Genomic DNA, 23,496 nt, shown 5'->3' with positions numbered 1-23,496 from the left:
CCTCACCGAAGAATCCTGTCGCTACTACGTGATCGACTCCCGCGCCGCCAGAAAGGCTTCAACGCAGCGCGTGATGTCCTCGCTCGAGTGCCCGGCAGACACCTGCACGCGAATGCGAGCTTTTCCGAGCGGCACGACGGGGAATGAGAAAGCGATCACGTACACGCCAAGCGTGAGCAGGGCATCCGCCATCGCGACAGCTTCATGCTCGTCGGCGAACATGACCGGAATGATCGGATGCTCGCCCGGCAGCAACGTGAACCCGGCCTCAGCCATCCCGCTGCGGAACTGTTCAGCATTCGCTTTGAGCTTGGCGCGGCTCTCGGCGCCTTCCGCTACAAGGTTGAGCGCTTCGATTGAGCCAGCAACCACGGATGGTGCAACGGCGTTGGAGAACAGGTACGGGCGGGCGCGCTGGCGCAGCAGTTCCACGATCTCGGCGTGGGCACTGATGTAACCACCGGATGCTCCACCGAGCGCTTTGCCGAGGGTGCCCGAGATGATGTCGACGCGGTCAGAAACTCCGCAGTGCTCAGGAGTGCCCGCCCCGCTCTCGCCGACGAAGCCGACAGCGTGCGAATCATCGACCATGACCATCGCGTCGTACTGCTCGGCAAGATCGCAGATCGCTTCGAGCGGGGCGAGGTAGCCGTCCATCGAGAAGACGCCATCGGTGACGATAAGGCGGCGACGGGCATCCTTCGCGGCAACCAACTGGGCCTCAAGGTCGGCCATGTCGCGGTTCTTGTAGCGGTAGCGGGCGGCCTTGGAAAGGCGGATGCCATCGATGATCGAAGCGTGGTTGAGCTCGTCCGAAATCACGGCATCTTCGGCGGTGAGCAACACCTCAAAGATGCCGCCATTGGCGTCGAAGCAGGAGGGGAACAGGATGGTCGCCTCCATGCTCAGCAGGGCCGAAAGCCGGTTCTCGAGCTCAACATGTTGGGTCTGGGTGCCGCAGATAAAGCGCACACTTGCCATGCCGAAGCCCCATTCGTCGAGGGCGTTCTTGGCAGCGGCAACCAATCGCGGGTGATTCGCAAGACCGAGGTAGTTGTTGGCGCAAAAGTTGAGCACCGGCTTGCCCGCTGACTCAACGTGGGCTGACTGGGCAGTATCGAGTTGGCGTTCGGTCTTGTAGAGACCGGCCGAGCGGATCTCGCCCAGAGTCTCGGTGAGTTGTTCGCGAACTGTTCCGTACATGATGTTCTCCTGAAAGTTGCGGGGTGGCCGCAGTAGCGCAGCCGAAGTGGGGTGGTCGGCTACGACCAGTCGATGATGACTTTGCCGCCGTTGCCGCGGCGGGCGGTGGCGAATGCCTCTTCCCACTGTTCGGCGGGGAAGCGGTCGGTGACGACGGCAGCGACATCCAAACCGGTGTGCACCATCGCGTTCATGGCGTACCAGGTCTCGAACATTTCGCGGCCATAGATGCCTTTGATCGTGATCATGTGGGTCACGACGGTGGCCCAGTCGATGCTGATCGGCTCGGCGGGGAGGCCAAGCATGGCGATGCGGCCGCCCTGGTTCATGTTGGTGATCATCTCGGGCAGGGCTGTTGCGTGCCCACTCATTTCGAGGCCAATGTCGAAGCCCTCTTTCATGCCGAGCTGCTCTTGGGCTTCGGAGATGCGCGTTGTGGACACGTTGATCGCAAGGCTCACGCCCATTTCTCGGGCGAGCTGGAGCCGTTCTTCGTTGACGTCGGTCATCACAATGTGGCGGGCACCAATGTGGCGCGCAACTTTCGCGGCCATGAGCCCGATGGGGCCGGCGCCAGTGATGAGCACATCTTCGCCAACCATGGGGAACGACAGCGCAGTGTGCACGGCGTTGCCGAGCGGATCGAAGATGGCAGCAAGCTCGGGGTCGATATCGAGCGGATGCTGCCACACATTCTGTTCGGGAATCACCACGAACTCGGCGAACGCCCCATCACGGTTCACGCCGATGCTTGACGTGAACTTGCACAGGTGGCGTCGCCCGGCGCGACAGTTGCGGCAGTGGCCGCAGACCACATGGCCTTCACCGGAGACGAGAGCGCCAACGTCTACCGAGGTGACACCCTCGCCGAGCTCAACGACATGGCCGGAGAATTCGTGGCCAGGAATCAGGGGAGCGTTGATCGCTCCGGCGGCCCAGGCATCCCACGACTCAATGTGCAGATCGGTGCCACAAATGCCGGTGCGTGCGACACGAATCTTTACTTCGCCGCGACCCGGGGTAGGTTCTGGGCGTTCGGCCAAAATCAAGCCGGGTCCGGCTTTGTCCTTATAGAGGGCTTTCATCGTTGATTGCTCCTAGTCGTGAGGGCGTCATCTCCGGTGGGCTTGTGGCGTGACGGTGATGCGATCTCGGCGGTTGTGTCTTAGTGGTGGTGCACGTGCTCCCGGTCGATGTTACTTTCGGGTTCGATCTGGAACGTCGAATGTTCGATGCTGAGCTCGAAATGTTCGGCGACACACTTTTGCAGTGCCGGCAGCATTTCACCAGCATGCCCGTCGCGGAAGCAGGAATCTTCGACAATGACGTGGGCGGTGAGCACTGGCAGGTCGGAGGAGATGCGCGTGATGTGCAGGTCGTGCACGTCGGTGACATGCTCCATCTCCATGATGTGGGCGCGAACATCTTCCGGATCGATGCCTTTGGGTGTGGATTCCAGCAGCACCCCCAAACTTGCGGTGAGCAGGATAATCGTGCGCGGCACAATCAGGATTGCGATCAGGATGCCGGCTACTGCATCCGCTTGATACCAACCGAGGGTGGCGATAAGAATCGCGCTCACGATGACAGCGACGGAGCCCAGAGCGTCATTGACGACTTCGAGGAACGCGGCCTTCATATTGAGGTTAGAGTTTCGGCCACCGGTGAGCACAATCATGGCGGCGATATTGGCGACGAGGCCGATAATTCCGAAGATGAGGAGGCTGCCAGCCTGAATCTCAGGCGGGTCGAACAGCCGTCGGATGCCTTCCACGAGAGCATAAATTCCGACCGCAAAAAGCAGCGATGACTGTGCCATCGCGCTGAGCACTTCGGTGCGTCGTAGACCCCAAGAATGTTTGTTGGTGGCGGGGCGCTGCATGAGGCCAGCAGCGAGAAGGGCCATGAGAAGCCCGGCGGAGTCGGTGAGCATGTGTGCGGTGTCGACGAGCAGTGCGAGGCTGCCAGTGACAATGGCACCGATCGCTTGAGCAATGACCACACCGACAGTGATGATGAACGCGATCAACAATCGGCGGCGATTATTGTTTCCGGCCGCGTGGTTGTGTCCGGCGCCCACTAGCTCATCTCCACTGCGCTGAGCGGCGGTGTGAGCAGGTGCCCGAGATTGGCGTCGTTGAGCCAGCAGAGGGAGCGGGCGCCTGCGTGGCGCACGGTCGTGGTTCGGCTCATGGGGCGAGTCTAATTGCCCTAACGGCGCATCCCTATCGTGAGGCTCAAGGGATTAGCGCGCGATCTAATTCTGGGGCTGCTGCACCGAGGAACTCGATCGAAACTGGCGTTGGTGGCGGGCCTTCGCAGCATCGAGCGTTGTGCAGGTACCGAGGGGGCATGCACGGTTGTCGCTGATGAAGTATTCGCCGCTGGAGTTTCGCTCGATCATGCCAGCGAATTCGCCGCCGGCATTGCCCACCCAGAGACCCGCTTGGATGCTTGTCCACGCCACTGTCGGGCGTGCTTTGTCGGCGGGACCTTCGGTCGGCCGGGGCGAGGCAATCGTCATAGTTATCTACTCCTTCGAGTTCACACTATTCATGACGTCGGACACTCATCCGGGGGTGCACCGCTGCTGTGCGGTTTCGTGCACCTTTGATTCAACCCCTTTGGGAGCCGTCTGTCGACCCCTCATGTGAGCATTTCCGCAGTCGCTGACATTCGCTGCTCACGCTGATGCAAAAATACTCACGGCGTGGCTGCTGATGATGACGCAACATAGCCCCCACGGGGGCGTCGCCGCGTTGCGTTCGGCGCAACAATGCTGCGCTAGTCCGCTGCCACGACCGCGCGACTATCCCGCACAGCCGCCGGGAGTTATCATCGACTAAGAGTGGCTCGGAGCAGTGCTGATCGTCGCCGGTCACTCGACAGTTTCGCTTTCTGCGGTGGCGCGATTGTCAACAGCAACCGGTGGCCCAAGGCCCGACGGTGCAACGATTGGCATCACGTACTCTTCGTTACAGAAAGCTGCCATGACCTCGACCGACTCCATCCTGCGCGGCTATTTGAGTGACAACGCTGCCGGTGCTTCGCCGCAGATTTTGGATGCCATCGTTGCGGCATCCGCTGGCCCGGCAGCTCCCTATGGAAACGATGCGCTCACCGCCCAGATGCGCGCGAAGATGGCGGCAGCGTTCGAGTGCGATCTTGACGTCTTTGCCGTCGGAACGGGTTCAGCAGCGAACGGTATTGGCCTTGCCGCTCTGACCCGGCCGTGGGGGAGCATCCTCGCTCACGCTGATAGCCACATTCAGAATGATGAGGCCGGTGCGCCCGAGTTCTTCACCGACGGCTCCAAGATTGTGTTGCTCGGCGGCGAGCACTCCAAGATTGATCCCGACGAACTTCGGGCTGCCGTAAAAGTGGGGGTCGGCGACGTGCACAGTGTGCAAGCCTCCGTGCTCAGCATCACGCAGGTCACCGAGACTGGCAGCGTGTACACCATCGACGAACTGCGCGAATTGACGACGATTGCGCGCGACGCCGGGCTGCGCATCCACATGGATGGTGCCCGCTTCGCGAATGCTCTTGTTGCTCTCGATGTTTCGCCGGCGGAGATGACGTGGAAGCTTGGCGTCGACATGCTCTCCTTCGGCGCCACCAAGAATGGTGCGCTGACCTCGGATGCCATTGTCTGTTTTGATCCGAGCCTGGCGACCGAATTGTCGTTCCGTCACAAGCGCGGCGGACAACTCACCTCCAAGATGCGTTTTCAGGCAGCCCAACTCGACGCCTACCTCACCGATGACCTCTGGCTCGATAACGCACGTCAAGCCAACGCGATGGCTGCGCGCCTTCGTGAGGGAATCGCGGATGTCGCCGGCGTGACTGTCACGAGTGAGCCCGGCAGCAACATCCTCTTCGCCATCTTCTCCGATGAGCTCACCGAAGCACTCCACGATCGCGGGTTCGGTTTTTACGCCAACCGGTGGGAGGCAGGGGTTGTGCGCATTGTGGTGTCGTATGTCCACCAGGCTGCCGACATTGATGCCTTCGTGGCTGCCATTCGCGAACTGGGGTAGGCAGCCTGCGCACCCCGCAATGCGCGGATGGTGCGCTGACGGCTGGAGGAGTACCGTCGAGACATGACCGCTTCTACAACAACGCGCCCTGCGACGGTTGATTCCGTGCTGGCGGAGTTGGCCGCACTCGAGGATGCGAAAGTGCGGGCAGTAAACGAACGCCACGGCGATGACCACGGTGTGAATCTCAGCAAGCTGAGAGCTGTTGCCAAAGGGCTGAAGACGCAGCATCCGCTTGCCCTCGAATTGTGGGCTACTGACGACACCGCAGCCCAGCTCGTTGCGTTACTAATTTGCCGCCCGAAAGACTTCACCCGTGCTGAACTGGATGCCATGGTGCGCCAGGCGCGGGCATCGAAAGTTCGCGACTGGTTGATCAACTATGTCGTGAAGAAGAGCCCGCACTTTGAGGAGTTGCGCGTGGCGTGGTCGGCCGATCCAGATGCTTCGGTGAGGAGCGCGGGCTGGGCGCTCACGGCTGACCGGGTTCGCAAGAATGCTGACGGCCTCGATCTTCCCCGCTTGCTCGATGTTGTCGATGCCGAGATGAAAGATGCCCCGGATCGCCTGCAATGGGAAATGAATAACACCCTCGCCTTCATCGGAATCGAGCACGCTGAACTGCGAGACCGTGCTCTCGAGATCGGCGAGCGGCTTGAGGTACTGAAGGACTATCCGACGCCACCGGGCTGCACTTCGCCGTATGCGCCCCTGTGGATTGCAGAGATGGTGCGTCGCCAAGAGGAGCGGTAGCGTCGAAACATGAGCGAGTCGGCGAGCACGAGCACGAGCACGAGCACGGGTGATGCGAATGCGGCTACGGCCGGTATGCCACCCGAGGTCGCAGCCACCTTTAACGATTGGCCCGAACCGTTGCGCGGTGAGCTTGTGGTGCTTCGCGACCTCATTCTTGCTACAGCATCCGAAACAGATGGTGTTGGCGCGATCACCGAAACCCTTAAATGGGGAGAGCCTGCGTACCTCACGAAGGAGACACGCAGCGGGAGCACCGTTCGGATCGCCCCGACGAACGCTAAGTCGGCACACGACTATGCGATGTTTTTCATCTGCAGCACCAATTTGGTCAACGATTTTCGAGCCCAATTTGGGCGCACCTTCACGTATGAGGGTGAACGCGCTGTGTTGTTCTCTGTCGGCGACAGCATCCCTGTGAACGAACTTCGCGAGTGTGTGCGGATGGCGCTGACCTACCACCAGCGCACTGCTGGCGGACGATGAGCAAGCAGGCCTCGCCCCGTTAGGGGCTGCTGCTCAGCCGGGGGCCTCTGCTGTCGATTACGATCGAGGTGGATGCACTGAAGGGGGTGGTTGGCGTGACGGGGCAAGCGATAAACGTTATTCGAGCGTTGCGTGCTGCTCTCCTGCTGATCGCTGCGCTGCTGACAGTTCTTGCGCTAGTGATGATGCACGCGGTGGCTGCTGACGCCAACACGCAGCACGCATCCAGCACGCACGGAGTCAGTGAGCACGCAGTAATTCATACTGACGTCATCCCCCATAAGTCCGACTCCCCGAGTGTCGAACTGTGCCCGTGCCCTGTCGGTTCCGGTTCATCGATGACGATAGCTGACTGCACCCCTGTCGCAGCCCTTACCGGCCTGGTGGTCGTGGCGTCGTTGCGTGCAGAGTGCGCCGGTTTCGCGCCGATCGCTCCGGTGGCATCGCAGCATGCTGGCACTCTTGCGCACGCGCAGACACCGTCTCTTCACGCACTTTCTATTAGTCGCACCTGATCGGTCTGATGTCGGCTCCGCCGAGATCTCTACGGCATCCGTTGTGGTGCTGCCGATGTGTGTACGAAGAACGTGAAGGAACCCAGTGAAGAACAGAATCAAGAAGAATGTCGTTGCGCTCATTGGCGGCGCAACCGTTGCCGCCGTCGGCTTGGTGGGGTGTGCGCCAACGTCCCCTCTTGAGAGTGCGGAGATTGCGCCGTCAGCGCTCAGCGTTTTCGAGCACGTGCATGGTTTAGGCATCGACTCTGACGAGAACGTACTCGTGGCAAGCCATGAGGGCATCTATCGGGTGGATGCTGCCGGCGAGTTGAGCGGTCCGCTTGGTGGTGAGACGTTCGATGCGATGGGATTCGCGTCGGCTGGCGACCAGTATTTCGTGTCAGGGCATCCAAGTGCAGGGTCAACCACTTTCGAGGGCCCGAACCTGGGGCTCCTCTCTAGCGCGGATGCGGGGGAGTCGTGGACGAGCGTGTCGCTTGCTGGTGCGACTGACTTTCACGCACTTTCGGTGAATCAGAACGATCCGACCCGGCTCTATGGGCTGTCTTCAGATGGAGCGCCACTGCTGGCCAGTGCTGACGGCGGCGTCACGTGGACCGAGGGCGCGAGCATCCAGGCCTATGCAGTGGTGCCTGACCCGAACGTACCCGACCGGCTGTATGCGACGACTCCTGACGGAATGATGGTCAGTGATGACGCCGGGCAGTCCTTTAGCTCGCTCGCTGATACACCGCTTCTCTATCTGCTCGCAGCGCCGTCTGACGTTGAAGGCGCACTCGTTGGTGTGGATGTTGAGGGCGTCGTTTGGGTGCGTTCGGCTGAGGGCGAGGCGTGGTCTGATCGAGGCACGGTTGAGGGCACTGCCTATGCGCTGACGACCGGTACAGGCGGCGAGCGCATTGCGCTGATCGATGACCGTGGGCTTGTTGAGTCGTTCGACGGTGGCGAATCGTGGACGGTTCTCGCGGCGGGTTAGCCGCGCTAGGGCAAGGGGGCCGTCTCCGCGGCGCGTCGGCATCGGCATCGGCTATTGACAATAGCCTGTAGGCTAACTATCTTAGCCACATGACGAAACGACCTTCAGGCGACGCAACCACCCAGTACCTCACGGTGCCCGGTGGCACCATCGCCTTCGATGAGCGTGGCACTGGCCCCCTTGTTCTCTTGGTCCCTGGCATGGGCGACCTCCGCTCGACCTACCGCTTTCTGGCTCCCGCGCTCGCGGCTGCTGGCTACCGCGTCGTGGCCACCGACCTCCGCGGCCACGGCGATAGCGACGCGAGCTTCCCCTCCTATGGCGACGTCGCGACGGCATCCGACATTTCGGCACTCCTGCGAAAGTTGGATGCTCCGGCCGTGGTCGTAGGCAACTCCATGGGTGCTGGCGCTGCAGTGATTGCCGCGGCAGAAACGCCCGACCTCGTCGCTGGTCTCGTGCTTGTTGGCCCATTCGTGCGGGAGCCAGCATCCGCGAATCCGTTCATGAAGCTCGTCATGCGGATCCTGATGGCGCGCCCCTGGGCTGCCGGGGTGTGGAAGGCGTATCTGCCAAAACTCTCTGCGGGCGCCAAGCCCGATGACTTCTCCCAGTATCGGGAAGGGGTGATTGCGGCGCTCAAGCGCCCCGGCTATGCGCGCGCCTTCAGTCTCACCACGCGCACCGATCACGTGACGGCGGGGGAGAGTTTGGCCGCCATCACGACCCCTACGCTTGTCATTATGGGCGACAAAGATCCCGACTTTCCCCACCCGAAAGCTGAAGCTGACTGGATCAGTTCCACTCTCGGCGGCACGACCGTGATGATCGAGGATGCCGGTCACTACCCGCAATCGCAGCAGCCTGAGCAGACGACCGCTGCGATTCTTGACTTTCTCAGTGCAACGGGTCGCGGCGTCGCAGACGACGGAAGCGAAGGCAACCGTGCCTAGGGCCGGGCTCAGCACCACCGCCGTCATCGAACGAGCCGCGCAACTTCTTGACGATCACGGCCCCGAGAGCCTCAGCTTGGCGAACGTCGCGGCGAGTTTTGGAGTGAGAATCCCCTCGCTTTATAAGCACGTTGACGGTGTGCGCGGTGTGCAGCGCGGCATTATGCTCAGCGCCAAAGCCAAGCTCACCACGGTCCTGGAGCAGGCCGCAGTCGGGCGGTCACGCGACGATGCCATTCGTGGCATTGCTGTTGCCTACCGCGACTGGGCGCTGCAACATCCAGGGCAGTATCCGCTCACCGTGCGCGCACCTGAACCCGATGATGCGGATGACGTGGCCGTGTCGGCTGCGAGCGTTGCCGTGATCTTCGCTGTTTTGGCGGGCTACAACCTGCGCAATGATGACGCTGTGGATGCCACCCGTTTTCTCCGCTCAGCGCTGCACGGCTTTGTCTCGCTCGAAACGGGCGGAGCCTTCGAGCTTCCCGTCGACCGCGAACGTAGCTTCAGCCGGCTTGTTGAAAGCGTGGTGACGGCGCTCGCCGCGTGGGATGCAAACTAACGTCCCGTCGCGTCCTCTGCACGTGGCACTTCTCCGCGCCACTGGCCCGATTCGAAACCGTTGGATTCGATAAGTCGTTTGAATTCGGTGAGGTCTCTCGCGATCTGCATGTCATCAATCTGCAGAATCTCGCCAGCCTTCTCGACGAAACCTTCGGGCATCCAGTCCATCTGGAGGGTGACGCGGGTGGTGTCTTCGCTTAAGCGGTGGAACGTCACGACACCGGCGTGAACTTTGTCGCCGGTACTGTTCCAGGCGATGCGCTCGTCTGGAGTTTGCTCGACGATTTCGGCATCGAATTCGCGTTCAACTCCACCGACGGATACGTCCCAGTGCAGTCTGCGGTCATCGAGTTGCTTGATCGACGTCACACCAGACATGAATGCGGGGAAGTCTTCGAACTGTGTCCACTGGTTGTAGGCGACGCTAATTGGAACATCGACCTGAACGTCTTTCTTTACGGTTCCCATTACTAATCCTCCTATCGAGTGTGGATAATTACCTCCTTCACTCTAGAAAACTGAGCTCGACGAATACCTGATTTTGCAGCGATCGCGCAGGTGGCATTCGAGAGATTCCCAGAATTCTAGATTCCCGGATTCTCTGGGCGGCGCTAGGCTCGTGCCACTCACTCTCACTAGCGCACGTATGGGAAGGTGCTGATCGTGTCTGAGTCAACTGAACCGCTGGAGACCGCACCGTGGCTACCAGCTGAGTGGCAGCATCCGACTCACGTTGTCCTTCCGACGGGCCATCACCTTCGCCCCATCCGAGCATCCGACACCGAGCTTGATATGCCTGCAGTGATGGGCTCACGTGAACGGTTGTGGTCGCTTTATGGCGAAGCCTGGGGTTGGCCACCGGCGACCATGACGGCGGAACAGGATCGGGAAGACCTCCAACGCCATGCTGACGAAATGGAAATGCACGAGTCATTCAACTTCGCCCTCTTTGACGCGAACGAGACCGAGCTCATTGGGTGCGTCTACATCGACCCTGCGGAAGAACCAGGGGCGGATGCCGATATTTCGTGGTGGGTGCGCGACGAGTATGTCGGCTCTGCTGTGGAAGCAGCGTTGGGCGAGTTCGTTCCGGCGTGGATTGCCCGTGACTGGCCGCTCACTGCGCCGAACTATTACTAGGTCCTAGGAGAAGTCGGTCGCGACGGCGTTGCGGTGGTACTCGAAAATCATGCTGGTATTGGTGGAGGCAACGCTGTGCCGGGCTGAGAGATGGTCGACGACGAAGAGCCTGACCTCAGACGAATTCGAGACCGCAATGTGCACCAAGAAGTCATCGCTCCCGCCGACAAAGAACAACTGAATGACTTCGGGCAGCTGGCGAACTTCGTCAGTGAACGCCTGAATGCTTTCTTGGCGGGCGCCCGAGCGCAGTGATACTCCGATGATCGCTTGAAGACCCCGACCGAGCTTCGCCTGATTGAGAGCGGCGTGATATCCGGTGATGAGACCGCGGTCGAAGAGGGACTTGATGCGGGTGTGGGCGGTGGATGCGGCAATGCCCACTATGGTAGCGATTGCCGCATTGCTGATGCGGGCATCTCGGGAGAGAAGCGTGAGGATCTTCGTGTCGATCGGGTCAAGGTCATCGATCATGCGAATATCCTTCGGCTGGGCGGGGCGGTGAGTAGGGTTTTAACTCCAATTCTCACCATTATAGATAATTTTTCCGAATAGAATTCGGACTTTCTCACTAAAGGCAGAATTTCTGACAGGCTTACACCACTCAACTGCGAAAGGTAAGTCGATGCAAATTTCTGTGCCCACTGAAATCAAGAACAACGAGAATCGCGTTGCGATCACTCCAGCCGGCGTCGACACCTTGGTCGCAGGCGGGCACACCGTCACTCTGCAGTCCGGAGCCGGCCTTGGAAGTGGCTTCTCCGACGAGGATTACGCGGCTGCGGGCGCGCGCATCGTCGTCGCGGCTGACGAGGTATGGGCCTCTGGCGATCTCGTCGTGAAGGTCAAAGAGCCGATCGCGTCGGAGTACGGCTACTTTCGCAAAGACCTCACCCTGTTCACGTACTTGCACCTCGCGGCCGACCGCGCCCTGACCGAGGCCCTTGTTGCTTCCGGCACCACCGCGATTGCCTACGAGACCGTTCAGGGCGACGACCGTTCGCTTCCCCTTCTCGCGCCCATGAGTGAGGTCGCGGGTCGCTTGTCGATCGTCGCTGGCGCCCACGCTCTGCTCAAGGCTGAGGGCGGCGGTGGACAACTGCTCGGCGGAGTCGCCGGAACGCCGAAAGCCAAGGTCGTCATTATCGGCGGCGGTGTGGCTGGTGAGCATGCTGCGGCCAACGCTCTCGGATTGGGCGCCAGCGTCACGATCATCGACATCTCTCTGCCCCGACTCCGGGTGCTCGAAGAGCGCTTCAACGGTGAAATCCAGACTCGTGTTTCGACTCGCTACGAAATCGCTGAGCAGCTTCTTGAGGCCGACCTTGTCATCGGTTCAGTCCTGATTCCTGGTGCCGCAGCTCCCAAGCTGGTCACTGACGAAATGGTTGCCTCGATGAAGCCCGGTTCGGTGCTTGTCGACATCGCCATCGATCAGGGCGGATGCTTCGAAGGCTCCCACGCCACGACCTACGACGACCCCACGTTCGCCGTTCACAACTCGCTCTACTACTGCGTAGCCAACATGCCCGGCGCTGTTCCTCGCACGTCCACTCGCGCGCTCAGCAATGCCACGCTTCCTTACGTTGTCGCTATCGCGAATCTGGGCTGGGATGCTGCCGCTGCCGCATCGCCGGCTCTTGCTCGCGGGCTGAACGTCGCCGGTGGCGAAATCGTCAACGCGGGTGTTCGCGCCGCAATGGCGGTTCGCTAGTCGCGGAGTGCGAGTTGCGGGCTTACGCGAACCCAGCCCGGTTGGAGTTGTTTGTTGAACCCGGGCGGGAGAAAGTGGGCGCCGCCGCTATGACCGCCGCCGCCAACCGTGAGCATCGCTCCTTCCTTCGCGAAAATGACGGGAGGCACGCAGCTAGTGGACGCGCTCCCGTCATCACCGTTGCCGGTTGACGATGGCGCAAGGATAGCGATGACGCACCGATTGCCGTCTTCGTCTCGGCTCGCATAGACGGTCATTCCGTCATCCTCGCCGAGAAACACTAGGTCGGATGACGGGAGGTCGAGACTGTCGCCTAGCCACTCCGGTATTTCCGCATCCCCAACAACGGTGTCTGCCTGTTGTTCCGGTGGAGTGACGCATCCCGCGAGAGTGAGGGCCGCGCCGATCGCAACAATCGTCGCGACCTGTTTCCTCATGCGGGAAGCCTGCCAGTCACGGTAGCCGTTCACAAGATTGAGTGACTCGTGCGGCCGTCGAGGTCCGACACTAAACCGCAATTTCACTGTGGCGGGAGTGAAACTCACGCGCCTGCGCCGTTAGCCACCCAAAGAGCAGTTCACGGTCGTGTTCGCTCGACTTGTCGTCTTCGGGATGCCACTGCACGGCAATAAGCGGAGAGGTCGGGTCGGTGCTTTCCACCGCTTCGACAACGCCGTCAGCCGCGCGACCAGTGGCGGTGAGTCCGGCGCCGACGACATCCACATCGGCGTCGGTAAAACCGTCAACGCTGATGACGCGAGCACCGGTCGCTTCGATCGCCGATTTCATGGATGCTTCGAGCCCATGAATCAGCGCCGTGAGCTCCGGCTTTTCGTGGGCGCCACCGGCCGAAGCCTTCGACAACACGATGGTGGGAACGTACTCAGGGGTGCTGGTCATGCGCGGAATCCTCTTGCCTGCATCCGGTCGCTCGGACCGCTGAGGTCAGCCTAAATGAAGCGGGATCGTCCGCCGGGGCAGGAACGAGAAGTTGATTTGCGCTTCAGCCTAAGGGTGCAACACAATTTTGCCCACGTGCGCCCGGCGAGCGAGCTCTTCTTGCGCCTTAGCCGCCTGCTCGAGCGGGAAGGTCGCCGCGACGAGAGGTGTAATCTCGCCCCGTCGCGCCATTCCCATAAGCAGTTCGAAGTGGTCGGGGGTGTGCATGGTGGAGCCGATGAGTTGCCGGTTGTGCAAGTAAAGGTCGCGCACGTCGAATCCAATGGTGTGTCCACCGAGTGCTCCGGCAACTACCCAGCGGCCCGCTTTGCGCAGCAGGGGTAGTCCGTCGTGAACGAGGTCTCCGGCGACAACATCGAGGGCAACGTCAATTCCATTGGGGGCGGCGGCGCGCACCTGCTCGACGATGTCGTTCGCGCGGTCGACAACAACGTGAGCGCCTGCATCCAGCACCGCCTGAATTTTGGAGCCACTGCTGATCGCGATCACGCGGGCACCGCGCGCCCGTGCCAGCTGCACAAGCGCAACACCGACACCACCGGATGCCCCGGAGACCAGCACGGTTTCACCCGACTGCAACCGGCCGCGTTCGATCATGCCGAGGGCCGTGCCGTAGGAGATGGGGAGGGCAGCGAGCTGATCGTCGCTGAGTTTCGACTCCGTCACTTCGTGGATGCGGTTCACCGGTGCGGTCACATATTCGGCATAACCGCCGTCGCGTTCGCTGCCCATCAGTCCCGTGATGTTGGCATCCGGCTCGTCGGCATCGTAGACGGCGGGGTCGATCACGACGCGCGAACCGAGAGCGCTTCCAGCGACGCTCTCGCCCAGTGCGACCACATAGCCAGCAACGTCAGCACCCTGGATGAGCGGGAAGTCGAGCGGACCACGCCACCCCGCGCGAGGGCCCGGCAGACCGTACTCGCCTTCGCGCGTCCACAGATCCGTGTTGTTCAGAGCGGCGGCGCTCACCTTGACGAGAACTTCGCCGGCCCGCGGAACAGGAGTGGCCACCTCGGTCACGCGCAGAACCCCCGGCCCTCCGTGCTGGGTGAGCTGTACGGCACGCATGGTGGGGGCAACGTCCATTGGGGGGAGACTCCTCGTAGGTATACTGATCTGTGAACTTGTTCCACAGTACACCGATCGGTAAAGGAGTGTCGAATGTCGGAGACGAAACCGATGACAGCCGCAGGGCAGCGCATTCTGGATGCCGCCGGCGACCTCTTCTACAGCCGCGGCATTACCGCGGTCGGTGTCGACCTCATCGCCGAGCACTCGGGCGTGACCAAGCGCACCCTCTACAACCAGTTCGGATCAAAAGACCAGCTTGTGGTTGCGTATCTCGAGGAGCGCGAACAGCGTTGGCAGTCGCTGGTTCTCGCAGCCATCGCCGCCGCCGTTTCACCGGTTGAGGCAGTCTTCGCCCCACTCGAAGCCCTTCGCACCTGGAACCAAACGAACCCTCGCGGCTGCGCCTTCATCAACGCACTCGCCGAACTGCCCGACCCTGCGCATCCCGCGCACCTCATCGCCACAACGCAGAAGCAGTGGTTGGTTGATCTGTTTAGCGAGCTGGCTACGGTCGCCGGATGCTCAACTCCCGACGCGCTCGCGACCCAACTTTTGGTGCTGCACGAGGGCGCTCTCGTCACGCAACAGCTCCCGCTCGACACCCTCTCGGTGAGCATTGATCTGGCGCGGCAACTCGTGTGGGCTGCTGCGCCAGCGCAACCGTAGCCGAGCCGGCTCGATAGACTGAGTGAGAAAATTTCAGTCTGATGGGGGCGTCATGGCAGCGGCACAAGAGACAGCGGAACCGGCGGCGACGAAGCCAATCGCGGCAAAGCCGATCGCGGTAATCGCCGGGGCGAGCGGGTTTGTCGGGCCAGCTATCGCCGACGCCTTCCGCGATGACGGCTACGCCGTTCGCCTGATCGGCCGCACCGGCGAAGTCACGTGGGATAACCCGGCCGCGATTGCCTGGCTCATCGATGGCTCGGCAATCGTCGTGAACCTCGCCGGCAAATCCGTGAACTGCCGCTACAACGTCAAGAACCGCAACGAGATTCTGCGCTCGCGGGTGGAGACAACTCGGGCATTACGCGAGGCGATTGCCGCGGCATCCGCCCCGCCCGCTATCTGGATGAACGCCTCAACGGCGACGATCTACCGCCACTCGACCGACCGCCCCAACAGCGACGACAACGGCGAACTCGGCAAGGGGTTTTCGGTGGATGTTGCCCGCAACTGGGAGAACGAATTCCTCGAAGGCGAGCTGCCGAACACGCGCCGCATTGCCCTCCGTATGGCGATCGTGCTTGGCGATGGCCCGGCCACGAACCTGCTGCTGCGGCTTGCGCGCATCGGCCTCGGCGGCCCTCAGATCGACGGTTGGTGGTTCGGTCACAATCGGTACCGCGGCATCGGCCCGACGCCAACCGGCAGCGGGCGCGCCGAAGGTCACAAGACGGGCGGCCGCCAAAAGTTCAGCTGGGTTCACCTCGACGATGTGGTGCGCGCGATCCGTTTCATCCGCGACACCGACACCATCTCGGGCCCTGTGAACGTCGCGAGCCCCAACCCCTCAGATAACCGCACCCTGATGAGTATCCTCCGTCGCGCGGCCGGTATGCCGTTCGGATTGCCTGCCTGGCGCTGGATGCTCGAGCCCGCAATGTGGGTGCTACGAACCGAACCCGAACTCATCCTCAAGAGCCGCTGGGTTGTGCCCGGCACGCTCACCGAGGCAGGCTTCACGTTTGAGCATCCTGACCTCGCGGATGCGATCGAGGAGATTACGGCGCACTAGGAAACTGAGGCCGTCAACGTGGCTCAGAAGTAGCGTTAGTTTTGTCCGAGTGCCGGTCGCGCATGCTGCACCTGGTGTCGCCGTACACCTGGTGGTCTAGTCGACGATTTCTGTCTGAGTTTTGATGAAGGCACGTTCGTCATCGTTAAAGCGCAGGGGCACCTTAGGGAGGGTGCTCGCCGACAGAGTCTCGATTTCGTTCAACACTGACTCGCTGATCTCGCCGTGGAGATCCTTCTGCAGCTCGTGCTTTGCTGAAATGGTGAGCTCAGGCCACCAGCGCTCGATAGCAGGCAGCTGTGTATTCGAATCCATGGTTGAGTCTCCGTCCTCGGTAAATCTATTGTGCACCAGATTCTATGAACGCTGACAGGTTCGGGATGGAGTGAGAAGTATCTCCGTCGTTTGCTCGCGAGCGAGGAGTAGCGTTGCTGATATAGCGGTGCATTGATGGACTGTGAAGAGCACAGCCCAGAGGTCTCCGCAGAAGGCACGGCATCCCATGAAGTTGGTCGTTGTTGGAGGAGTTGCTGGAGGCGCATCGGTCGCAGCCCGCGCGCGCAGGCTCGACGAGAGTGCAGAGATTGTCGTGCTGGAGCGCGGTCATCATGTCTCATTCGCAAACTGCGGGTTGCCGTACCACATCGGTGAAGTCATCACCGAGAGAGATCGGCTGCTTCTGCAGACGCCCGAAAGCTTGCGCGAGTCTCTCAACATCGAAGTGCGTATCGCTCACGAGGTCGTCTCGATCGACCGGCAAGCGAAGACTGTCTCGGTGCGCGAGGTCGACACCGGGCGCGAGTATGTCGAAAGCTACGACAACCTAGCCCTGTGTACGGGAGCGGAAGCAATCCGCCCGCCGCTGCCCGGCATCGACCTACCCGAGGTGCACGTTCTGCGTCGCATTGGCGACATGGATGCCATCAAGACCGAACTCGATAGTGCCCTTCAGCAGGCGGCGAGTGGCGCTCGCGGCCCCGTGCGTTGTGTAGTGATCGGCGCTGGGTACATCGGGCTTGAGATGGCCGAGAACCTCAAACATCGTGGCGCAATCGTGGATGTCGTGGAGCTGAGCGACCAGATTCTTCCCCCTCTCGACCATGAGATGTCGGTTCCCGTAGAGCACCACCTCCGCAGCCGGGGCATCACCCTTCACCTCTCTATCGGCGCTGCCGCTTTCACGCCCCGCACCGGCGGCGGTGTGAAGGTGGAACTCACGAACTCGACCACTCTTGAAGCGGATGTCATCATCCTCTCTGTCGGAGTGCGCCCGAGCGTTGGGCTTGCGAAGGATGCTGGCCTTGAGCTCGGTGAACATGGCGGGCTGGCGGTTGACACCCACATGCGCACCTCTGACCCATTCATTTGGGCGGCGGGCGACTCGGTTGAAACTCCGAATACGGTGTTGCCGGGTTCCTGGCTCGCGCCGCTTGCCGGTCCTGCCAACCGAGAAGCGCGGGTTGCTGCCGAAAATATTTGTGGGCGCGACACCGAATACAAGTCAACTCAAGGCACCTCCATTGTGAAGGTGTTCGAGATGGTGGCGGGTGGCACCGGCGCGACGGAACGTCAGTTGCGTGCTGCAGGAGTGACGTATCGCGCCGTGCACGTGCATCCGTCTGGTCATGCCGGGTACTACCCGGGCACCGCGATGATGCACATCAAGTTGCTGTTCACTCCGGACACCGGAAAGGTGCTTGGCGCTCAGGTCACCGGTTTCGATGGTGTCGATAAGCGACTCGACATTTTTGCCACTGCTCTCCGAGCCGGGCTCACCGTCTGGGATCTCGAAGAACTTGAGCTCGCCTACGCTCCACCCTTCGGTTCAGCCAAGGATCCCGTGAATATGGCGGGCTTTGTCGCCAGCAACGTACTACTCGGTGACCTCAACCTCTGGTACGCGCAGGACTACCCCAAGGTCACAGACGGGGCGCGCATCATTGACGTGCGTACGCCAGAAGAATTCTCCATCTTTCACCTGCCCGGTGCCGAGAATGTGCCACTCGCGACCCTCCGCACCGACACCGGTGACTGGGACCGGTCAACAGGCCTTCGCCTCTACTGTTCCGTCGGGTTCCGCAGCTATCTCGCGTACCGCATCCTCGTCCAATTGGGATTTACGGATGTCGCCACGCTGTCGGGCGGATCGGAAACATTCCGGGCGTGGCATGAGGTTGAGCCCCTCGATGTCGGCCCCATCGAGCCCGAGACTTCATATGCGGAAGCCGCGGCAACACTCGATGCTGCTCGTGTGGCCGCCCATGTAGCGAACGGCACTGGAGTATCCGTAAACCTCGATTGCACCGGGCTTGCGTGTCCCGGTCCAATCATGAAGCTCGCCACAGAGATGAAAAATCTCAATCCCGGTGACGAGGTTGTCGTGCACGTCTCTGACCCTGGTTTCGCGAGCGACGCGCCCGCGTGGGTGCGCCGTAATGGGCACGAGCTTCTCGCCATCGAGCCCGAAGGCCCCGGCTATGTTGCCACCATTCGCAAGGCCGGGCCGGACGCGCTCATGCGTGCTGGAGGGGGAGGAATTGTTGCCGCACCGGCCACTCCCAAGGTGTCCTTCGTTGTCTTCTCCGGCGATCTCGACAAGGTAATCGCCGCTTTCATCATCGCCAACGGTGCCATCTCAATGGGCGAAGAAGTCTCTATGTTCTTCACCTTCTGGGGACTCAATGCGCTTCGCCAACAGAAGCCACCGAAGCGGGAACGTAAAGTCATGGACAAACTATTCGCCGGGATGATGCCTGCGGGTGCCGACAAGCTCACGCTCTCCCAGATGCACATGATGGGGGCAGGCACGGCGATGATCAAAAAGACTATGAAGAAGAACGGCGTTCACTCACTGCCCGAACTCATGGAATTGGCAATGGCTGGCGGCGCCCGCGTTATCGGCTGCACCATGACAATGGACCTTCTCGGCATCGCCGAATCTGACCTCATTGATGGCGTCGAGCTCGGCGGAGTCGCCACGTTCTTGGGCGAGGCGGCCGAGTCGACAACGACCCTCTTTATCTAGCGGCTAGGAGAAAACAACCGCACGCACCGGTGCACCGTCGGCGTCGATGCGCAGCGGGAAGAACCCGACGCGCACGTGCTTGGAGAGTCCAGCGAGCCCCGTGATGTTCTCGATGATGAGCCCATCGCTTCCCAAGACGACCTCGTGCACGGGAAAGTCGGTCGAGCCCTCGCCAGTGGGGTCGGGGCTGAGAGTGTCGACGGCCAATAAACGCATGCCGCGGCGCATGAGTTCTGCTGCGGCATCCGGATGAATCGCAGGATGGTTGAGCGCTTCGTCTGAACCGAAGTGCTTAGCCCATCCCGTGTTCATGATGACGATGGCGGGCACCGTCAGCGGCAGGTCACCCAGAGCGGCGGTGATCTCGTCGAGGCCGTACGTGGCACGGGCTGCTTGCGGCGCGAGGTGCACAACAAGTGCGTCGCCAACGAGTTCGTCGAGCGCGATCGCTGCCGTGGTCCGGCCCCCAGAAACGGTGTGCGAAGGAGCATCGAGGTGGGTGCCGGTGTGTGATCCCAGGTGGAGCAGGCTGACGTCAACGCCATCCTGCTCCACGCTGAGCGCGCTTTCGATTGAGACCGCAGGGTCACCGGGGTAAACCTGCATTCCACTGGTGATGGGGTGGCTCAGTTCGCGCATGGGGTACCTGATTCCTGGTGTGGCTTTGCTGTGGGTTAGGCGACGGGGCTGGCAGTGGTGTCCGCGTCGGCATCCGCAGTCTCGGCGAGGTGCTGGCTGCGCACGGCCTGATGACGGCCCCGTTCGCGAAGCATGACTGCAAGGTAAAGCACGAAGGTGAGAATGAACGCCGGGATGGTTGCGCCGATCGGCAGTGGCCAGACGTAGGCCCAGACATACGACATGGTGGCGCCGATGACCCAGATGGCGACCGCGAACCAGTTGACCCCGGCCGTGTACCAGTAGCGACCGCCGCGGGCCTCAAGGATGTCCTTCGTGTAGGCGCCGCGCTTCACGATGTAATAGTCGACGATCATGATCGCGAAGACCGGCACGAAGAAAGCACCGATCACGACAAGGAAATCGGTGAACTGGTTGAGCAACTGCAACCAAGTCGATCCGAGAATCGAGATACCGCCGAGAATGAGCGCGGTTGGCAAGAACTTCAGCTTGCTTCCGACCTTGGCATTGACCACTGACGTGACCATTCCGTAAACAACCATCGTGTTGGTTGCCATCACTGAAAGGAAGATGATGATTGCCAGTGGTGCACCAAACGCGGCGACGATTGTTGTCGGGTCGAATGCAGCTGCTTCATCTCCGGAGAGCAAGACGTAGACGAAGGCGGTGAGGCCGAGCGTCATCGCGGTAACAGTGGAGACCGTGTAACCGATACCGGAGCCGATTACGCCAGCCTTGGTGGTGCGCGCAAAACGGTTGAAGTCTGCTGAGAGCACGGTCCACGAGATCGCGGTGGCGATCACAATGTCGAGCACGATGATCGGGGTGAACCCGAGGCTGGGGTCAGGAGCAACAGCCTGGAAATCGCCAAGGTCGAAGGCGGTGAACGCGGTAACGAAGACCCACGCGATGATGACGAGGATGAGCACCGCGAGCCACGGCTCGATCTTCGAGATGCCCTCATGGCCAAGAATCGCGAGAATCACGACGATGCTTTGGCAGATGACGGAGAACAGGATCGGGTTCGAGTACCCGGTCGCGCTCTGAACGAGGAAGTTCACGGTGACACCGGCGAGCATCGCTTGCACCCAGCTCCACCCCATGAGCACGATGACGTTGGCGGCAACCGGAAGCAGGCTGCCGCGAGTTCCGAAAGCGCCGCGCGTGATTGCCATGGTTGGCAGCCCCGTGCGCGTACCGATTGCGCCGATTGACGTGAGCACGACGGCACCGGCAAGAGTTCCGACGACAATCATGAGGAAGGCGGTGGCGAAGTCCACTCCAGGAACAAACAGTGTTCCCGTGAGGAGTGTCGTGACCACAAGGTTGGCTGCGAGCCAGATCATGCCGATTCGCAGCAGAGAATACGTTCCTTTGACGGGTTTTCCGCCATCCGATTGATCTTGAGTGTGCTTGCTTAGACGGGAATAGAGCGACATTGCTTCTGTCTCCTGGGTAGGGGTCGGTAGGGGGTGAGTAGTTACGGGGCAGGGTCGGGAACTGGCGAAAGGTGTTCGTGTACGGCTAGCAGCTGGTCGTTCTCGGCGCGGAACACGATGGTTTCGCGCTCGCGGTAGGAGTCCTCGCCGTCACCAGTGTCGACGCGAGTGAAAACGTTGTGGCTAAACACCGCGCCTCCGGGGAACGACTGCACTGAGGCATCCGATGATTCGCAGTCGAGAACTTTCCAGCCGCCCTCAACCCAGCTCGCCCAGAGACGTTCGTATTCGGCGCGGTCATTGAGGCGAGCGGGTTCGGTGTGAAAGATGAAAGTTGCTTCTGGCGCAAAGCCGCGAAAGTAGCGGTCGCCGTCGGTGGCCGTGAAAGCGTCAACGATGGCGGATGCTGCGCTGAGCACGTCATCCTCGTGCGGTGTTGTCGTGCTCATGGTGAGCTCCTCTAGCTCTCGGGTGTTGCGGTTGGCTGATGGGTGTCGCGGGGAGCCATGGCGCTGATCAGTTCGTAGGCGACGTGACTGGCGGCGACGGCGGTGAGTTGGGCGTGGTCGTAGGCGGGGGCGACCTCGACAACATCGGCTCCGACGATGTTTTTGTCGGAGAGTGCGCGCAGCATCCGCAAAAGCTCACGGCTGGTGAGGCCACCAGCCTCTGGGGTTCCGGTGCCTGGCGCGTGCGCGGGGTCGAGCACGTCGATGTCGATGGAGATGTAGAGCGGCTTGTCGCCGATGCGGTCGCGGATGCGTTCGATTGCTACCGCGACGCCGTGGTCTTCAACGTCTTCGCTTGTCACTACGGCGAATCCGAGGCGGCTGTCGTCGGTGAGGTCTTCTGCGCTGTAGAGCGGCCCGCGGGTGCCGACGTGCATGCTCGCGGTGAGGTCGATGAGTCCTTCTTCGGATGCGCGGCGGAAGGGCGTTCCGTGCGTGACGGGGGCGCCGAAGTAGGTGTCCCAGGTGTCGAGGTGGGCGTCGAAGTGGAGAACGGCTACTGGCCCGTGCTTCTTGGCGATAGCACGCAGGAGGGGGAGCGCGATGGTGTGGTCGCCGCCGATGGTGACAATCCGGTCGGCGCGCGTGGCGAGTTCGAGGGCCGCGGCTTCGATCTCAAGAATCGCTTCGTCAATGCTGAAGGGGTTTGCGGCGATGTCTCCGGCGTCGGCAACTTGCTGAACGGCAAACGGGGACACGTCTTGCGCCGGGTTGTAGGGGCGAAGTAGGCGTGACGCCTCACGAACGTGTGCCGGGCCGAAGCGAGCCCCTGGTCGGTAGCTCACGCCACTATCGAAGGGAATGCCCACGATTGCTATGTCGGCGTGCTCGACGTCTTCGAGGCGTGGGAGACGAGCGAATGTGGCAATACCGGCAAAGCGAGGCACAATACTTGCATCGACCGGGCCAACAATAGGTTTCGTCATAGTAAACTTTCGATAATCAGCAGTAAACGTGAACTCACAGTAAACCCCGAGGTGCGCCTCGTCAACCCCGGTTAGTGATGGAGTAGAGCTATGAGACCGTTGTCGCCCTCGCCCAGTGCCGAAGCCCTTGCCATTGGAGCGCGCATTCGCAGTGCCCGCAAAGCTCAAGGTTTTACGCTCGAGCAGATCGCGACCTCTGCCGGGCTAACCAAAGGTTTCTTAAGTCGGCTCGAGCGCGATGAGACATCGCCGAGCGTTGCCACCCTTGTGCAGTTGTGTCAGGTTCTTTCGCTCGAAATCGGGTCGCTGTTCGCCGAGCCCGAGGCTGTCAAGATCTCATTGGCCGACGCGCCCCACATCAACCTTGGTGGTCAGGGGGTGGATGAACGGCTCATCTCTCCGCGCAACGAATCCCGGGTTCAAGTCATCCGCACCCACATGCAGCCCGGCGCCAACGGTGGGGATGCGTTCTACACGATCAGTTGCGAAGTGGAAGTGCTGCACGTCATCTCTGGTGCGGTCACCGCACGCTTCGTGGATCGTGAGATCCCTCTCGCCGCGGGTGACTCGCTCACGTTCCCCGGCCGGGAACCCCACAACTGGGACGCCAATGCTGAACTCGGTGCCGAAGTCATCTGGACAATCGTGCCTGCTACCTGGCGCGGAGAATAGAGCGTTTTTCACACGCCCATGACCCGACGTCTGCGCAGCGATCATGTGTCGTGGATTCTGAGCTCTCAAACGAAACCTCGCTTTTTCCTTTCGGATTTGTCAGATTTGTCGGATTCTGGTGTTGGTCATTCGTTGCTTGAGTAGATGACGTTCCACGAACGAAGGAG

Annotated in this window: 27 protein-coding genes; 13 read left to right on the top strand and 14 right to left on the bottom strand. The window is 61.2% G+C overall.

All coding sequences use genetic code 11. The features are described 5' to 3' along the window. Nucleotides 1-24 precede the first annotated feature (24 nt). The 4 genes from ACOH1Z_RS10350 to ACOH1Z_RS10335 all read right to left on the bottom strand — a co-directional run bounded on the left by ACOH1Z_RS10350 (nt 25) and on the right by ACOH1Z_RS10335 (nt 3,727). Nucleotides 25-1,203, bottom strand: coding sequence for a glycine C-acetyltransferase (locus ACOH1Z_RS10350; protein WP_449648411.1), 1,179 nt, complete (start codon nt 1,201-1,203; stop codon nt 25-27). Between the two features lie 59 nt (nt 1,204-1,262). Then, on the bottom strand, nt 1,263-2,288 hold the full coding sequence (gene tdh / locus ACOH1Z_RS10345) for an L-threonine 3-dehydrogenase (protein ID WP_449648410.1): 1,026 nt from the start codon (nt 2,286-2,288) through the stop codon (nt 1,263-1,265). 80 nt (nt 2,289-2,368) lie between these two features. Then, nucleotides 2,369-3,283: a cation diffusion facilitator family transporter gene (locus ACOH1Z_RS10340; RefSeq protein ID WP_449648409.1), complete on the bottom strand. Its 915-nt coding sequence runs from the start codon at nt 3,281-3,283 to the stop codon at nt 2,369-2,371. A 177-nt stretch (nt 3,284-3,460) separates the two neighbouring features. Beyond that, nucleotides 3,461-3,727 (bottom strand): hypothetical protein, encoded by a 267-nt coding sequence (locus ACOH1Z_RS10335; protein WP_449648408.1) that lies wholly within the window; start codon nt 3,725-3,727, stop codon nt 3,461-3,463. 466 nt (nt 3,728-4,193) lie between these two features. Here ACOH1Z_RS10335 and ACOH1Z_RS10330 point away from each other — a divergent pair, with 466 nt between their 5' ends. The 7 genes from ACOH1Z_RS10330 to ACOH1Z_RS10300 all read left to right on the top strand — a co-directional run bounded on the left by ACOH1Z_RS10330 (nt 4,194) and on the right by ACOH1Z_RS10300 (nt 9,491). After that, the gene (locus ACOH1Z_RS10330) at nt 4,194-5,243 is read left to right on the top strand and encodes a threonine aldolase family protein (RefSeq protein WP_449648407.1); all 1,050 of its coding nucleotides are present in this window, start codon (nt 4,194-4,196) and stop codon (nt 5,241-5,243) included. 63 nt (nt 5,244-5,306) lie between these two features. Continuing rightward, nucleotides 5,307-5,996: a DNA alkylation repair protein gene (locus tag ACOH1Z_RS10325; protein ID WP_449648406.1), complete on the top strand. Its 690-nt coding sequence runs from the start codon at nt 5,307-5,309 to the stop codon at nt 5,994-5,996. 9 nt (nt 5,997-6,005) lie between these two features. Then, nucleotides 6,006-6,482, top strand: a complete 477-nt coding sequence (locus tag ACOH1Z_RS10320) for a DUF1801 domain-containing protein (RefSeq protein WP_449648405.1) — start codon at nt 6,006-6,008, stop codon at nt 6,480-6,482. Nucleotides 6,483-6,550: 68 nt separating this feature from the next. Continuing rightward, complete coding sequence (locus ACOH1Z_RS10315; RefSeq protein ID WP_449648404.1) at nt 6,551-6,997, top strand: hypothetical protein; 447 nt, start codon at nt 6,551-6,553, stop codon at nt 6,995-6,997. 85 nt (nt 6,998-7,082) lie between these two features. Beyond that, nucleotides 7,083-7,976: a F510_1955 family glycosylhydrolase gene (locus ACOH1Z_RS10310; RefSeq protein ID WP_449648403.1), complete on the top strand. Its 894-nt coding sequence runs from the start codon at nt 7,083-7,085 to the stop codon at nt 7,974-7,976. A gap of 89 nt (nt 7,977-8,065) precedes the next feature. Then, the gene (locus ACOH1Z_RS10305) at nt 8,066-8,929 is read left to right on the top strand and encodes an alpha/beta fold hydrolase (RefSeq protein ID WP_449648402.1); all 864 of its coding nucleotides are present in this window, start codon (nt 8,066-8,068) and stop codon (nt 8,927-8,929) included. Then, nucleotides 8,922-9,491 carry a TetR/AcrR family transcriptional regulator gene (locus ACOH1Z_RS10300; RefSeq protein WP_449648401.1) on the top strand — a complete coding sequence of 190 codons (570 nt, stop codon included), beginning with the start codon at nt 8,922-8,924 and terminating at the stop codon, nt 9,489-9,491. The genes ACOH1Z_RS10305 and ACOH1Z_RS10300 overlap by 8 nt, the downstream gene beginning before the upstream one ends. Here ACOH1Z_RS10300 and ACOH1Z_RS10295 read toward each other — a convergent pair. Further along, on the bottom strand, nt 9,488-9,961 hold the full coding sequence (locus ACOH1Z_RS10295) for an SRPBCC family protein (protein WP_449648400.1): 474 nt from the start codon (nt 9,959-9,961) through the stop codon (nt 9,488-9,490). The two genes, ACOH1Z_RS10300 and ACOH1Z_RS10295, sit on opposite strands and share 4 nt — an antisense overlap. A 195-nt stretch (nt 9,962-10,156) precedes the next feature. Here ACOH1Z_RS10295 and ACOH1Z_RS10290 point away from each other — a divergent pair, with 195 nt between their 5' ends. Continuing rightward, nucleotides 10,157-10,633: a GNAT family N-acetyltransferase gene (locus ACOH1Z_RS10290; protein WP_449648399.1), complete on the top strand. Its 477-nt coding sequence runs from the start codon at nt 10,157-10,159 to the stop codon at nt 10,631-10,633. A 3-nt stretch (nt 10,634-10,636) separates the two neighbouring features. On the opposite strand, the gene ACOH1Z_RS10285 is transcribed toward ACOH1Z_RS10290, so the two are convergent. After that, nucleotides 10,637-11,107, bottom strand: coding sequence for an Lrp/AsnC family transcriptional regulator (locus ACOH1Z_RS10285; RefSeq protein WP_449648398.1), 471 nt, complete (start codon nt 11,105-11,107; stop codon nt 10,637-10,639). Nucleotides 11,108-11,258: 151 nt separating this feature from the next. Here ACOH1Z_RS10285 and ald point away from each other — a divergent pair, with 151 nt between their 5' ends. Then, complete coding sequence (gene ald, locus ACOH1Z_RS10280; protein ID WP_449648397.1) at nt 11,259-12,347, top strand: alanine dehydrogenase; 1,089 nt, start codon at nt 11,259-11,261, stop codon at nt 12,345-12,347. Here ald and ACOH1Z_RS10275 read toward each other — a convergent pair. The 3 genes from ACOH1Z_RS10275 to ACOH1Z_RS10265 all read right to left on the bottom strand — a co-directional run bounded on the left by ACOH1Z_RS10275 (nt 12,344) and on the right by ACOH1Z_RS10265 (nt 14,396). After that, nucleotides 12,344-12,784, bottom strand: coding sequence for a hypothetical protein (locus tag ACOH1Z_RS10275; protein ID WP_449648396.1), 441 nt, complete (start codon nt 12,782-12,784; stop codon nt 12,344-12,346). The two genes, ald and ACOH1Z_RS10275, sit on opposite strands and share 4 nt — an antisense overlap. Nucleotides 12,785-12,854: 70 nt before the next feature. Then, the gene (locus tag ACOH1Z_RS10270) at nt 12,855-13,247 is read right to left on the bottom strand and encodes a gamma-glutamyl-gamma-aminobutyrate hydrolase family protein (protein WP_449648395.1); all 393 of its coding nucleotides are present in this window, start codon (nt 13,245-13,247) and stop codon (nt 12,855-12,857) included. 108 nt (nt 13,248-13,355) lie between these two features. Next, on the bottom strand, nt 13,356-14,396 hold the full coding sequence (locus ACOH1Z_RS10265) for a zinc-binding dehydrogenase (RefSeq protein ID WP_449648394.1): 1,041 nt from the start codon (nt 14,394-14,396) through the stop codon (nt 13,356-13,358). Nucleotides 14,397-14,471: 75 nt separating this feature from the next. Between ACOH1Z_RS10265 and ACOH1Z_RS10260 the strand changes: the two genes are divergently transcribed. Beyond that, nucleotides 14,472-15,047 (top strand): TetR/AcrR family transcriptional regulator, encoded by a 576-nt coding sequence (locus ACOH1Z_RS10260; RefSeq protein ID WP_449648393.1) that lies wholly within the window; start codon nt 14,472-14,474, stop codon nt 15,045-15,047. A gap of 52 nt (nt 15,048-15,099) precedes the next feature. Further along, nucleotides 15,100-16,119 (top strand): epimerase, encoded by a 1,020-nt coding sequence (locus ACOH1Z_RS10255; protein ID WP_449648392.1) that lies wholly within the window; start codon nt 15,100-15,102, stop codon nt 16,117-16,119. 96 nt (nt 16,120-16,215) lie between these two features. Here ACOH1Z_RS10255 and ACOH1Z_RS10250 read toward each other — a convergent pair whose 3' ends face one another. After that, nucleotides 16,216-16,434, bottom strand: coding sequence for a hypothetical protein (locus tag ACOH1Z_RS10250; protein ID WP_449648391.1), 219 nt, complete (start codon nt 16,432-16,434; stop codon nt 16,216-16,218). Nucleotides 16,435-16,576: 142 nt separating this feature from the next. On the opposite strand from ACOH1Z_RS10250, the gene ACOH1Z_RS10245 reads away from it, so the two are divergent. Next, complete coding sequence (locus ACOH1Z_RS10245) at nt 16,577-19,144, top strand: FAD-dependent oxidoreductase (protein ID WP_449648390.1); 2,568 nt, start codon at nt 16,577-16,579, stop codon at nt 19,142-19,144. Nucleotides 19,145-19,147: 3 nt separating this feature from the next. On the opposite strand, the gene ACOH1Z_RS10240 is transcribed toward ACOH1Z_RS10245, so the two are convergent. From ACOH1Z_RS10240 to speB, 4 genes are read right to left on the bottom strand one after another with little or no spacing between them, the layout of a single operon-like run. Then, the gene (locus tag ACOH1Z_RS10240; protein ID WP_449648389.1) at nt 19,148-19,783 is read right to left on the bottom strand and encodes a cyclase family protein; all 636 of its coding nucleotides are present in this window, start codon (nt 19,781-19,783) and stop codon (nt 19,148-19,150) included. Nucleotides 19,784-19,818: 35 nt separating this feature from the next. Further along, nucleotides 19,819-21,222, bottom strand: a complete 1,404-nt coding sequence (locus ACOH1Z_RS10235) for a purine-cytosine permease family protein (RefSeq protein WP_449648388.1) — start codon at nt 21,220-21,222, stop codon at nt 19,819-19,821. Between the two features lie 41 nt (nt 21,223-21,263). Beyond that, nucleotides 21,264-21,671 (bottom strand): YybH family protein, encoded by a 408-nt coding sequence (locus ACOH1Z_RS10230; RefSeq protein ID WP_449648387.1) that lies wholly within the window; start codon nt 21,669-21,671, stop codon nt 21,264-21,266. Between the two features lie 11 nt (nt 21,672-21,682). Next, entirely contained in the window at nt 21,683-22,657 is a 975-nt protein-coding gene (speB, locus tag ACOH1Z_RS10225) for an agmatinase (RefSeq protein ID WP_449648386.1), read from the bottom strand. A gap of 90 nt (nt 22,658-22,747) precedes the next feature. Here speB and ACOH1Z_RS10220 point away from each other — a divergent pair, with 90 nt between their 5' ends. Further along, entirely contained in the window at nt 22,748-23,329 is a 582-nt protein-coding gene (locus tag ACOH1Z_RS10220; RefSeq protein WP_449648385.1) for a helix-turn-helix domain-containing protein, read from the top strand. Nucleotides 23,330-23,496 lie beyond the last annotated feature (167 nt).

This window comes from Rhodoglobus sp., assembly GCF_053580035.1.
Note: the sequence above shows the minus strand (reverse complement) of the source record. Positions and strands in the feature narration are given on the sequence as shown.